Genomic DNA, 12,175 nt, shown 5'->3' with positions numbered 1-12,175 from the left:
ACTCAACAGAAACTCCTTGACCTCAATACAAGATTTCGCGTACATGTTCCACGTGGAACAACCGGAGTCACTTCGTAGTCTACTCTCTTCCAGTGCTCAGGAATTGGGTTTCGTTCTTTCCGAGCGGCACCTTTCCCAATTTCTGCAATATCTGACAGAGATCCTGATTTGGAACCAGAAGGTGAACCTAACGGGGATCACCGATCCTCGTGAAATCGTTGTGAAGCATATTCTCGATTCGCTTGCCGGGTCGGAGGCGATTCGCTCAGACGAGAAAGTTTCTCTGTTGGACATCGGTAGCGGGGCTGGATTCCCCGGTGCGGCGCTCAAAATTTTTAGACCTGACATTGAACTGATGCTCCTAGAGCCTCATCACAAAAAGGCAGCCTTTCTTCGGCATGTGACCGGTGTACTTCGTCTCGAAAAAGCCTTTGTCAATTCAGATACATTAGAGAATTTTAGTGTCCATCTGGATCACGCTTTCACCCACATTACAATCCGCGCATTAAGACCGGAACCGCACTTTCCGCTGATTGCCAAGTTGCTCAGCTCAGGAGGGCGACTGATCTTGTATCAAAGCAAGGCACAGGCATTGGACGATCGCTCTGTCAAACAAGCTCGCCTGATGCTCGATCAGGAAATTTCGTACTCTCTTCCATATGGTATGGGTGAGAGGTCCTTGCGTATCTTGGCGCCTCAGTGTTCCTTGTTCCACGTGGAACAATAAACCGGTTTCGGTACTCGTCCATTGAGCAAAGTTATTGCCATAGCGAACCAAAAGGGGGGTGTAGGCAAGACCACTACTTCTATCAATCTTGCCGCCGCCTGTGCGATATCCGGCCATTCAGTTTTGCTGGTGGACGTCGATCCTCAGGCTAACGCTACCAGCGGGATCGGGCTTGATCCTCGAAAACTCCCCAAGAGTCTTTACCACTGTCTGATTGAACACCAACGATCAGTTGAAGTGATTGAGAAAACTATGGTTCAAGGTCTTTCCATCTTACCGGCGCATGCCGATTTGGCTGGGGCAGAGGTTGAGCTTGTTTCCATACAAAACCGTGAACAGGCTTTGAGGAGGGCCCTGATCGAGATTCAATCTCTGTATGAATTGGTGTTCCTGGACTGTCCCCCGGCCCTTGGCTTGCTGACTATTAATGCCCTGGTCGCGGCTTCCTCGCTACTGGTCCCCGTTCAGTGCGAATACTACGCCATGGAAGGGTTGGGTCGATTGATGGCCACTGTGGAGCGGGTCAGACAATCCCTCAACCCTGGTTTGGACCTTGAGGGTATTCTCCTCACCATGTATGACTCCAGGAATACCTTGTCTCGACAAGTCGCCGAGGAGGTGAGAGGTCATTTCAGGGAGAAGGTGTATCAAGCCGTCATTCCTCGAAACGTCACGCTCGCAGAGGCCCCCAGTTACGGTCGACCGGTCATGTTGTACAACGTCGCCTCGGCAGGGGCACAGGCTTATCTCTCTCTAGCAAAGGAGTTTCTCGGCCATGGAGAAAAGGGCATTGGGTAGAGGGCTGGATGCGCTGCTTCCCACCGTCGATAGTGCGACTCTGACCGTAGACCGAGGAGAAGCCCAGGAACTCGGCATTGACTCAATCGTCCCCAACCGTTACCAACCGCGACAAAACTTTCACGACGATGAAATTTCTCAACTCGCTGAATCTATTAGAGAAAATGGCCTGCTTCAGCCGATCATAGTGAGACGCAAGGGCGATGGGGTGTATGAACTGATCGCGGGGGAACGTCGCCTGCGCGCAGCCAAATTGGCCGGCCTCAAGAAGATCGCCGCGGTAGTCAGAAACTGCAGCGATCAAGAAGCCATGGTGTTAGCCCTCGTGGAAAATCTCCAGAGAAACGATTTGAACCCGATGGAGACGGCCAGGGCCTATCACCGGATGCTCAATGAGTTCGGGTTCACACAAGACATGGTTGCACAGCGGGTCGGAAGAGAACGTTCCTCTGTCGCCAATGTCCTGAGGCTGTTGAATCTGCCGCCCGAGGTCCAGAGCCTGATTGAATCGGGCCAGCTTTCAACCGGGCACGCCAAGGTGCTTTTGGGACTTGAGAATCCCGACACCCAGGTTCGGCTCGCTCGCCAAATCGTTGGCGACCATCTGTCTGTCAGAGAAGTCGAAGAGATTCTTGCGTCTGAAGCTCAAAGCAGGCGGCGGTCGCGACGGTCACGGATTCAGCCGCCGACCTCTGACATCGAGCAGCGGCTGCAAAAACGGCTCGGAACTCGGGTAAATATTGTGCAAGGCCGTCGCCGAGGCAAGATCATCATTCACTTCTTTTCGGCTGCTGAGCTGGACGGGCTCGTGGAAACTTTGTTGAACTGACACCTTGTGCTGTAATCAACTTTTCGGCGTCCGCGTCCAGGCATGCACCGAGGACCTTCTGGCACCGTTTTGAAGTTTCGCCGCGTGCGAAAAGCAAGAATTGCTTTGCTCGATCGGCCGATACGACATATAACATTCACTGGCCTGCGATCCCGCAGCGACAGTGACAACAGGGAGGAGGCTACCTCATGTGGAGACAAGAAAAGTCTGAGCCGAAGCGGCCCGCGACCGAAGAAGGGTCCGAACCTTCTGAGGAGAACGGAAACACCGCCACCGGCTCACGCGCTGAGAGCGGGGAGGATATTATCGCCTTTGTCGGGAAGGGCGTCGAGTTCAAGGGGACGATTTCCTATAACGGCACGGTTCGTATCGATGGATATCTGGAGGGTGAGATCCATACCGAAGGGATCCTACTTGTCGGAGAGGAAGCCGTCATTACCGCGAAGGTGAGCGCCGGTACCGTTGTCTGCAAGGGCAAGATCACCGGCGACATCGCAGCCAAGGAAAAGGTGAAGTTGCGGGCGCCGGCCGTCATCAATGGCAGCGTCAAAACACCTCTGCTGTCGATGGAAGAAGGAGTGCTCTTCAACGGAACTCTCGAAATGACTCAACCGGCGATTCGGGAAATCCCGCGCGAGACCTCGCTTCATTCCATAGGGTCCTCTGCCAGGGCCATATGAAGCGGGTGACCGGATAGCCGCCTTCTCGTGTCCCGATGCGATGTCCGGATGGCTCACAACGATGTATTCTCTGAGCAGTCGGAACAAGGCCTGAAGCCCAACGGGAGGATTGTCTCCACTTTGACGGTCTGGCGTCGCGATGCCGGATGGGATTTGTAGCCGAGGAGGATTGCATGTGGGCACTTGGCGATAGAAAGCACCACGCTCCTGAAGATGACGAGAATTTCACGTTCTTGGGGAAAGGGGTGGACTTTAAGGGGGTCGTCAATTTCGACGGCACCGTGCGCATCGACGGCCGCTTGGAAGGGGAAATCCATACGACCGGGACGTTGATTGTCGGTGAGCACGCCGTGATCAAAGGCATCGTCTCGGCCGGAGTCCTGGTGACCAGCGGAAAAATCAACGGGACCGTCACGGCGGTCGAAAAAATCCAGATCCTTAAGCCGGGGATACTCATCGGAGATGTGCGCACTCCGGTGGTCTCGATGGAAGAGGGCTCGCATTTTCATGGAATGTGTGATATGGGTGCCCATAAGTGGGTTGAAGACCAGTCCCCGGTGCCGGTAGTCCACGACAAGAACGTCCACGACATCGCGGCCCACCGGGGCAAAGTCCGCACCCAGGACCTCTAAATCCGACATCATCTTCACGTGTGACTATGGCGCGCCCGCGGGTGCTTCTCGGCATGAGCGGCGGAGTGGACAGCTCCGTCGCGGCTTCGTTGCTCGTCGAGCAGGGGTTCGACGTCGTCGGCATCACCCTGCAGGTCTGGGAACCGGAGGATGAAACGGTCGCCGTTTCCAGGCGATGGCAGGAACGCGGATGCTGCAAGGTAGGCATCGCCAGGTATGTTGCCAAGAAACTCGGCATCCCTCACGAAGTGATCGATACCCGGGCCGCCTTCCGCGCCGGCGTGATCGATGACTTCCTGTCGGGGTACCTCTCCGGAACGACCCCCAACCCCTGTGTTCGATGCAACGAGCGGGTGAAATTGCGATCGCTCCATCGACTCGCCGAGGAACGACGGGCCGACTGTATTGCTACCGGCCATTACGCCCGCCTCGTCCGTGAGAGGGGACGCCTCTACCTCCAGCAAGCGGCGGACGCCCGCAAGGATCAGAGCTATTTCCTTTATCGGATCCAGCCATCCTGGTTGCCCAGGTTGCTCTTCCCGCTCGGGGCGATGCACAAGTCGGAGGTCTGGGCGGCGGCGGAGTCTTTGGGGCTCCCGGCAGACGAGATGAAGGAAAGCCAGGAAATCTGTTTTGTCAGCCAAGGAGACTACCGGGCCTTTATCGAAAAAGAAGCGCCGCAAGCCCGACGCCCGGGTCCCTTCCTCGATCTTGACGGACGGGTCCTTGGACAGCACGACGGCATCGCCTTTTACACGCCGGGCCAGCGTCGCGGGTTAGGGATTGCCGCCGGGCAGCGCCTCTATGTCCAGCGGGTCGAAGCAGCCACCGGCGCCGTCATTCTTGGATCGGAGGACAGTTTGCTCCAGTCGGATTGCTTGGTGGCCGATCTCAATCTGTTCGATTCCTCTTTGCTGAACGAGGAGACGAACGCCGAAGTGAAGGTCAGGTATGCGACACCGCCGACACGGGCCACCATTGAGCCGTGCGGCGAAGGCAGGTTGCGCATTCGGTTTCATGCTCCGCAGCGCGCATTGAGCCCGGGACAGTCCGCCGTGTTTTACCGAGAAGATCGTGTCATCGGCGGCGGCATCATTCAGCCGGAGCAAGGCCGCTGATTACATTCACCGCGCGTTCCCGCCTTGACACATCAACCCGGCGAGTGCTAGTCTGCTGCGTTTTTTCGTGCCCACCCGCACGAACAATTCCCTTGCGCATCCATAGGTTACCTTCAACGGGATCGGACGGTGATTAAGACTGCGGTCGCGCGCCGTTACGCCAAGGCGCTGTTTGAACTTCTCGACGAAGCCGACGTCGAACTGACACGAGCCGCGCTTGCCGGACTCGGGCAGGCGGTGAGCACTTCTCAGCCTCTCCGTCACGCGATGGCCACCCCGGCTTTCGGGCGCGACGACAAAGTGTCCGTTTTGTCGGAACTCGGTCGTCGATTTGGGTCTCCGCCGACCGGCGAACAATTTCTCGCCCAACTGGTCAAACAGAACCGCGTCGGGCTTCTACCGGATATCGCGGAAGCGTTTGCCCGCCTAGCCGATGAGCGGAAGGGGAAGCAGCAGGTTTCCGTGTGGTCCGCTTCGCCCATGGACGCCGCAGAGCAGGACCGTCTCCGCACGCGCTTGCGCGACATCCTCAAACGTGATGTGGACATCACGTTTGCGTCAAACCCCGCCCAACTCGCCGGTCTTCATATTCGGATCGGCAGTACGGTCATCGACGGTACTCTCCGCGGACGGCTGACTGCGATGCAGAGTCTTTTGACGAAGGAGTAGCCATGCAGATCAAGGCCGAAGAGATCACCACGATCCTCAAAGAAAAGATTAAGGGCTTCGACAAGCACGTCGATGTGAATGAGACGGGTTCCGTCATCCAGGTGGGCGACGGCATCGCCAAAGTCTACGGCCTTGACGGCGCCATGGCCGGTGAGATGTTGGAGTTCCCGGGCGGATTGTACGGCATCGCCTTGAACCTCGAAGAAGACAACGTCGGCGTCGTGTTGATGGGCGACGATACCGGAATCAAAGAAGGCGACCTTGTCAAACGCACGGGCCGCATCGCCGAAGTCCCCGTCGGCGAGGCGCTGATCGGCCGGGTGGTCAACGCCATCGGCCAGCCCTTGGACGGGAAAGGGCCCATCAAGGCGACTGCGACCCGACGCATCGAAGTGGTCGCTCCCGGAGTCGTCACGCGCCAGTCGGTCCGCGAACCGTTGCAGACCGGCCTCAAGGCCATCGACGCCATGATCCCGATCGGCCGCGGGCAACGCGAGCTCATCATCGGCGACCGGCAGACCGGCAAGACCGCCATCGCCGTCGATACCATCATCAATCAAAAAGGGCAGGGCGTCTTCTGTATCTACGTCGCCGTCGGGCAGAAACGCTCGACAGTGGCGCGGGTCGTCAAAACCCTGGAAGAGCATCACGCGATGGAATACAGCATGGTGGTCTCGGCGACCGCCAGCGAATCGGCCTCGCTCCAATTCTTGGCTCCTTACGCAGGCGTCGCGATGGGGGAGTATTTCAGGGATAACGGCAAGCACGCGCTCATCATTTACGACGACCTTTCAAAGCACGCCGTCGCGTACCGCCAACTGTCGTTGCTTCTCCGTCGTCCTCCCGGTCGCGAAGCGTATCCCGGCGACGTGTTTTATCTTCACTCCCGCCTGTTGGAACGCGCCGCCAAACTGAGCGATAAGCTGGGCGGCGGAAGTCTGACGGCGCTGCCGATTATCGAAACCCAGGCCGGCGACGTGTCGGCGTATATCCCCACGAACGTCATTTCGATTACCGACGGCCAGATTTACCTCGCCGGCGACCTGTTCTATTCCGGCATCCGGCCTGCGATCAATGTCGGTCTGTCGGTCTCCCGCGTCGGAGGCTCGGCGCAGATCAAGACCATGAAGCAGGTGGCCGGCACCCTGCGTTTGGACCTTGCGCAATACCGGGAGATGGCGGCCTTCGCGCAGTTCGGGAGCGAGCTCGACAAGGCCACGCAAGCGCAGCTGGCGCGCGGCGCGCGCATGGTGGAGCTGCTGAAGCAGGGACAGTATCGGCCCATGTCGGTCGCCGACCAGGTCATTTCGATCTTCGCGGGGGTGAACGGCTTCCTGGACGACGTTCCGGTGAACAAGATTCGACAATTCGAAGAGGACCTGTTGCATTACGTCGCGCAGCACCATCCGGAAGTGAAGAAGGATATCGTGGCCAAGAGCAAGATCGACGACGCGTTCGGTGCGCAGCTCAAGCAGATCATCACCGCGTTCAAACAGAAGATGGGATACGGAGGCAAGTAGGATCTGGTGATTGAGTGATCGGTTGAAGTGATGAAGCTGAAATATCGGCGCCTCCGTACTTCGCCACATCGTACTTTCTTCAACGATGCCGAGCTTACAATCTCTTCGCCGTAAGATCGCGGCGGTCAAAAACACGCAAAAGATCACCAAGGCCATGAAGATGGTGGCCGCGGCGAAGCTCAAGCGAGCGCAAGATCGCATCCTAGCCGCTCGCCCCTACGCGCATAAGATGCGAGGGGTGCTGGGCAACTTGAGCCGACGCGTGAATCGGGCTTCCCATCCGTTGCTTCAGAAACGCAACGGTACGCGCATCGAGGTGCTGATCGTCACGAGCGATCGGGGGTTGTGCGGCGCATTCAACGCGAACATCGTGAGAAGGGCCGTGGAATTCATTCGGGAGATCGAGGCGCGAGGCGCCAGGGTCACCCTGAGCGTCGTCGGTCGGAAGGCTCGCGATTTCTTCCGGCGCCGCGGGTGGCCGGTTCGCCAGGAGTGGACGGGAATCTTCGATCGCCTGACCTATGAACACGGGATCGACATCGCCCAAGACCTGATCGACCATTTCAAGAAGGACGCATTCGACGAACTCTACGTGATCTACAATGAATTCAAATCCGCCATCCAGCAACGCGTCGTGGTGGAAAAACTCTTTCCGGTCGACGCCGTCGTAGAATTTGGCCAAGCGGACGGGGCTGGCGAGCCCGCCGAGGTTTCAGGGGGCGCGTACCTGTATGAGCCCGACGAAGACGAGCTCTTGGCCGCGCTGCTCCCGAAGCATTTTCACATTCAAGCCTATCGCATTCTGCTGGAGTCGTCCGCCGCGGAACAAGGGGCGCGGATGGCGGCCATGGACGGCGCGACCCGCAATGCGGGCGAGTTGATCAAGAAAATTACGCTGTACTATAACAAGACGCGGCAGGCCGCGATCACGAAGGAATTGATGGACATCGTCGGCGGAGCGGAAGCCTTGAAATGAGTAATGTGGAATGAGGAATGTTGGAGCAATGTTGAACGGCCGGAGCTGTGAACATTTCTCATTCCACATTCATAATTCATCATTGGGGACAAGAGGAGTCTTATGAGCACTGCGACAGGGAAAGTGGTTCAGGTCATCGGGCCGGTCGTCGACGCGGAGTTTCCGCCGGGACAATTGCCCAACATCTACAACGCGCTGCGGATCGAGGTCGACGAGGACAAGAACGCGGGCAGACCCGCCATTCGCATCACGTTGGAGGTCGCCCAACATCTGGGCGAGAACCGCGTGCGGGCCGTCGCCATGTCGACTACGGACGGGCTGGTCCGGGGCATGCCGGTCAAAGACACCGGCGCGCCGATCTCGGTTCCCGTCGGCCGCGAAACGTTGGGGCGTCTGATCAACGTGCTGGGCGAGCCGGTGGATGAGAGAGGGCCGATCAAGGCGAAGAAATTCTACCCGATTCACCGGCCGGCGCCGCCGCTGGTTGAACAGGAAACCAAGACCGAAGTGCTAGAGACCGGCATCAAGGTGGTGGACCTGCTGGAACCGTACAGCAAAGGGGGCAAAGTCGGCCTGTTCGGCGGCGCCGGCGTCGGCAAGACGGTCATCATTATGGAGCTCATCAACAACATCGCGCTCCACCACGGAGGGTTCTCGGTCTTCGCGGGCGTCGGCGAACGGACGCGCGAGGGCAACGATCTGTGGCATGAAATGCAAGAGTCCAAAGTCATCGACCCCGGCGACTACACGAAGTCGAAGGCGGCCCTTGTGTACGGCCAGATGAACGAGCCTCCCGGCGCGCGCCTCAGGGTCGGCCTCACCGGACTGACCGTGGCGGAGTATTTCCGGGACGAAGAGCATCAGGACGTCTTGCTCTTCATCGACAATATCTTTCGGTTCACTCAGGCCGGATCGGAAGTGTCGGCCCTCCTGGGCCGGATGCCGTCGGCCGTGGGCTATCAGCCGAATCTGGCCACCGAGATGGGAGCCCTCCAGGAACGGATCACGTCGACCAAGAAGGGATCCATTACATCGGTGCAGGCGATTTATGTGCCGGCCGACGACCTCACCGATCCGGCACCGGCCACGGCGTTCGCGCACCTGGATGCGACGACGGTGCTGTCCCGGCAACTCGCGGAGTTGGGCATCTATCCGGCCGTGGACCCGCTGGATTCGACTTCCCGGATCCTCGACCCGCAAGTGGTGGGGGAAGAACATTACCAGGTGGCGCGGGGTGTCCAATCCGTCCTGCAGCGGTACAAGGATCTGCAGGACATCATTGCCATTCTCGGAATGGACGAACTCTCCGAAGACGATAAGTTGGTCGTGGCGCGGGCGCGCAAGATTCAGCGCTTCCTCTCGCAGCCGTTCCATGTGGCCGAGGCGTTCACGGGCACGCCGGGCAAATACGTCAAGCTCAAGGACACGGTTCGGAGCTTCAAAGAGATTCTCGAGGGCAAATACGACGATCTGCCCGAACAGGCGTTCTACATGGTGGGCACGATCGAGGAAGTCATCGCGAAGGCGGAGAAGCTGGGCTATAAGAGAACGTAAGGCGTGAGGCGTAAGGGGTGAGTAGAACTAGACACGACGGGCCCTCTCGCCTAACGCCTACCCCCTAACCCCTCACGAGAAGTATGGCTGGCAAACTGCTCTTGGAAGTCGTCACGCCGGAGAAACTCCTGGTCAGCCAGGAGGTGGACGAAGTCATTGCCCCCGGCAGTGAGGGGGAATTCGGTGTCCTGCCGGGGCACTGTCATTTGCTCTCGACGTTGAAGATCGGCGAGCTGCGATACCGAACCGGCGAGACGACCAACTACATGTCCGTGCTGTGGGGCTTCGCCGAGGTCACCCCCCGGAAGGTCACCATCCTCGCCGAGGTTGCGGAAAAAGCCGAGGACATCGACGTCGAGCGGGCGCAGGTCGCGGTCGAAAAGGCCGAGCAGCGTCTCCAGATGGGCGGTCTCCCCTCGGAACTCAAGGAAGCCCAGATCAGCCTCGAAAAGGCCCGCTTGCGCAAAAAGATCGCGGAGCGAGCCCGCCGCTCAGGTCTTTCTTCGTAGGCCTTCTCGCGTCGCCGCATCATCGCCGGGAAGCCCCCGCCTCGTGCTCCAGCGCTCGTTCAACCTGCCTGATCTCTTGCTCACTGGGTTGAGAAACCTCGTTGAGTCTGGTCTTCGCCATCGTTGAGCAGTACACTGAAAGCATGGCGACGGCATCTCATCATTCGTGAGGTGAGGCCATGACGAAACTGTTTCAGGGGCTCGAGCGCATCGAAGAAGCCCGCGAACGTCTTGCAGGATCGAGCTTCATGGCGGGCCTGTTCGAGGGGAGACCGCAGTTCGATCTCCTCCTCCCCCCGGAGGAGCCTGCCGAAGAGCGGGAGGCCGGAGAGGCGTATTGTCGGACCATGGAAGCCTTTCTCACCAGCCAGGTCGACCCCGATGAAATCGAGCGTACCGCCAAGATTCCGGAATCGGTGCTCAGGGGGCTCTTCGCCCTGGGCGCCTTTGGGATGAAGATCCCCACGCAGTACGGCGGCCTCGGATTCTCGTACAAGAACTATGGGCGGGTGCTCACCCTGATGGCCAGTTGGAGCAACATTCTTGCGCTCACCGTCGCCGTGCCGCAATCCATCGGCATCGCCATGCCGATTCTGCTGTTCGGGAACGAGGATCAGAAACGCACCTACCTGCCCCGCGTGGCCCGAGAGGCCATCTCCGCCTTCGCCTTGACCGAACCGATCACCGGCTCGGATGCGGCCAATATCAAGACCGAAGCGGTGCTCAATGCGGCGGGCAACCACTTTCTCGTCAACGGGGAGAAGCTCTGGTGTACGAACGGGCCCATCGCCCGGTACGTCACGCTCGTCGCCCGCGTCCCCGCGAGACGCATCACCCGCGACGGCCAGTCCAGTTGGCTGCCGGTTCCGGAGGGGAAGGGCGCGGAGGAACTGGTTCACACGGCCTTTATCCTGGATATGACCACGCCGGGGGTCGTTATCCGGCAGCGCTGCCAATTTGAAGGCTGCCGCGGCATCGAAAACGCCCACATGACCTTCACCGACGTCGCGATTCCGGTCGAGAACGTCATCGGCGAGATCGGCCGGGGACTCCGCTACGCGCTGTCGATCCTCAATATCGGCCGGGCGATCAGCATTCCGGCACTCTGTCTGGGGATGGCGAAGCAAGTCTGGCAGCCGACCCTCGATCGGGCGAACTCCCGCCTGACCTTCGGAAAACCTCTGAGTGAACGGGAAACCCAGCGGATGCGGATCGGCCGCATGGCCGTCCAACTCTACGCCATGGAAGCCCTTTCCCTCCTCGCCTGGCATCTGGCGGATCAGAAATCCTATGACGTGCGCATCGAGGCCGCCATCGCGAAAATGTTCACCTCGGAAGAGACCATCCGCTTCCTCAAGGACGCCCAGATTCTTTTCGGCGGGATGGGGTATGAAACGGCCGCATCCAAACGAGTTCGCGGGGAGCCGGCGTTCCCCATCGAACAGCTCGTCCGTGACATCGAGATGTCCCGGATCGGCGAAGGTGCGACCGATATTCTGCGGCCTTTTGTGGCCCGGGAAGGGTTGGCCATCCATCTGGAGCGGGCCAGGCAGTACGTCGAGGGGTCTGGCTCGAGAGCCCGGCGCCTCGCGGAGCTCGCCAAGCTGCTGCGATTCTATGTTCCCTGGTACCTGCGGCTCTGGAAGCCCGCCGCATTGCCCGCCCGCTCGGAGTGGCGACATCCTCGTGTCCGTCCGAAACTGCTCTATGTGGAACGTGCGAGCAGGCGCCTTGCGCGGAGGATTTTCTCGGCGATGCTTCGCTATCGGGAACGGCTCCGCGACGATCAAGGCCGGCAGAATCGCATCGAGGCGGTGGGGGAGGACCTGTTCGCGATCGCCGCAACGGCGCTCTACGCCAGAAACCAGGAGCACAAGTATGGACAGACGGAGTCCTGGGAATTGGCGGATGAATTCTATCGCCAGGCCAAGCTCCGTGTCGAACACCATCTCCGCGAGCTCCTCTGGAATACGGATCACCGATCGTCGGCCATCGGCCAGCGCGCGTTGCGAGGCTGCTACGGCTGGCTCTCCGACGGGATTATCCGCCGAGGGCTCGCGGACTATGTGCCGCGTCGAAAAGACTGAGGGTCGCGACCCTGTCGGTCTGGCTGGACCGTCCTCGGCATGGTGACCACTGAAAGAGCGGGGCGTCCCGCCGCCA

The 12,175-nt window shown here is 59.3% G+C and carries 12 protein-coding genes; all 12 read left to right on the top strand.

The window, feature by feature from the left end; translation table 11 throughout:
- The first annotated feature begins 43 nt into the window (after positions 1-43).
- The 12 genes from rsmG to AB1555_03670 all read left to right on the top strand — a co-directional run bounded on the left by rsmG (position 44) and on the right by AB1555_03670 (position 12,099).
- Positions 44-727 (top strand): 16S rRNA (guanine(527)-N(7))-methyltransferase RsmG, encoded by a 684-nt coding sequence (gene rsmG, locus AB1555_03725; protein MEW6245802.1) that lies wholly within the window; start codon positions 44-46, stop codon positions 725-727.
- A gap of 21 nt (positions 728-748) precedes the next feature.
- A complete protein-coding gene (locus AB1555_03720) occupies positions 749-1,525 on the top strand; it encodes a ParA family protein (GenBank protein ID MEW6245801.1) in 777 nt (258 codons plus the stop codon).
- Entirely contained in the window at positions 1,503-2,354 is an 852-nt protein-coding gene (locus AB1555_03715; GenBank protein ID MEW6245800.1) for a ParB/RepB/Spo0J family partition protein, read from the top strand. The genes AB1555_03720 and AB1555_03715 overlap by 23 nt, the downstream gene beginning before the upstream one ends.
- A 188-nt stretch (positions 2,355-2,542) precedes the next feature.
- A complete protein-coding gene (locus AB1555_03710; protein ID MEW6245799.1) occupies positions 2,543-3,034 on the top strand; it encodes a polymer-forming cytoskeletal protein in 492 nt (163 codons plus the stop codon).
- Positions 3,035-3,207: 173 nt separating this feature from the next.
- Positions 3,208-3,666, top strand: a complete 459-nt coding sequence (locus tag AB1555_03705) for a polymer-forming cytoskeletal protein (protein ID MEW6245798.1) — start codon at positions 3,208-3,210, stop codon at positions 3,664-3,666.
- Between the two features lie 26 nt (positions 3,667-3,692).
- Positions 3,693-4,784 carry a tRNA 2-thiouridine(34) synthase MnmA gene (gene mnmA, locus AB1555_03700; GenBank protein MEW6245797.1) on the top strand — a complete coding sequence of 364 codons (1,092 nt, stop codon included), beginning with the start codon at positions 3,693-3,695 and terminating at the stop codon, positions 4,782-4,784.
- A 129-nt stretch (positions 4,785-4,913) separates the two neighbouring features.
- Positions 4,914-5,453, top strand: coding sequence for an ATP synthase F1 subunit delta (atpH, locus tag AB1555_03695; GenBank protein MEW6245796.1), 540 nt, complete (start codon positions 4,914-4,916; stop codon positions 5,451-5,453).
- Positions 5,454-5,455: 2 nt separating this feature from the next.
- On the top strand, positions 5,456-6,973 hold the full coding sequence (gene atpA / locus AB1555_03690; protein MEW6245795.1) for a F0F1 ATP synthase subunit alpha: 1,518 nt from the start codon (positions 5,456-5,458) through the stop codon (positions 6,971-6,973).
- An 85-nt stretch (positions 6,974-7,058) separates the two neighbouring features.
- Positions 7,059-7,949, top strand: a complete 891-nt coding sequence (gene atpG / locus AB1555_03685) for an ATP synthase F1 subunit gamma (protein MEW6245794.1) — start codon at positions 7,059-7,061, stop codon at positions 7,947-7,949.
- Positions 7,950-8,051: 102 nt separating this feature from the next.
- Positions 8,052-9,503 (top strand): F0F1 ATP synthase subunit beta, encoded by a 1,452-nt coding sequence (gene atpD, locus AB1555_03680; GenBank protein MEW6245793.1) that lies wholly within the window; start codon positions 8,052-8,054, stop codon positions 9,501-9,503.
- A gap of 83 nt (positions 9,504-9,586) precedes the next feature.
- The gene (locus AB1555_03675) at positions 9,587-10,012 is read left to right on the top strand and encodes a F0F1 ATP synthase subunit epsilon (protein MEW6245792.1); all 426 of its coding nucleotides are present in this window, start codon (positions 9,587-9,589) and stop codon (positions 10,010-10,012) included.
- 179 nt (positions 10,013-10,191) lie between these two features.
- Positions 10,192-12,099, top strand: coding sequence for an acyl-CoA dehydrogenase family protein (locus AB1555_03670; GenBank protein MEW6245791.1), 1,908 nt, complete (start codon positions 10,192-10,194; stop codon positions 12,097-12,099).
- The last annotated feature ends 76 nt before the right edge of the window (positions 12,100-12,175 follow it).

The sequence above is a fragment of the Nitrospirota bacterium genome, from assembly GCA_040755395.1.
Classification (GTDB): Bacteria; Nitrospirota; Nitrospiria; order Nitrospirales; family Nitrospiraceae; genus DATLZU01.
Note: the sequence above shows the minus strand (reverse complement) of the source record. Positions and strands in the feature narration are given on the sequence as shown.

Bases quoted from the DNA above. Each gene is read 5' to 3' on its own strand.
- atpD (MEW6245793.1), top strand. From the start codon at position 8,052: ATGAGCACTGCGACAGGGAAAGTGGTTCAGGTCATCGGGCCGGTCGTC.
- AB1555_03675 (MEW6245792.1), top strand. From the start codon at position 9,587: ATGGCTGGCAAACTGCTCTTGGAAGTCGTCACGCCGGAGAAACTCCTG.
- AB1555_03705 (MEW6245798.1), top strand. From the start codon at position 3,208: ATGTGGGCACTTGGCGATAGAAAGCACCACGCTCCTGAAGATGACGAG.
- atpA (MEW6245795.1), top strand. From the start codon at position 5,456: ATGCAGATCAAGGCCGAAGAGATCACCACGATCCTCAAAGAAAAGATT.
- AB1555_03670 (MEW6245791.1), top strand. From the start codon at position 10,192: ATGACGAAACTGTTTCAGGGGCTCGAGCGCATCGAAGAAGCCCGCGAA.
- atpG (MEW6245794.1), top strand. From the start codon at position 7,059: ATGCCGAGCTTACAATCTCTTCGCCGTAAGATCGCGGCGGTCAAAAAC.
- AB1555_03710 (MEW6245799.1), top strand. From the start codon at position 2,543: ATGTGGAGACAAGAAAAGTCTGAGCCGAAGCGGCCCGCGACCGAAGAA.
- rsmG (MEW6245802.1), top strand. From the start codon at position 44: ATGTTCCACGTGGAACAACCGGAGTCACTTCGTAGTCTACTCTCTTCC.
- mnmA (MEW6245797.1), top strand. From the start codon at position 3,693: ATGGCGCGCCCGCGGGTGCTTCTCGGCATGAGCGGCGGAGTGGACAGC.
- AB1555_03715 (MEW6245800.1), top strand. From the start codon at position 1,503: ATGGAGAAAAGGGCATTGGGTAGAGGGCTGGATGCGCTGCTTCCCACC.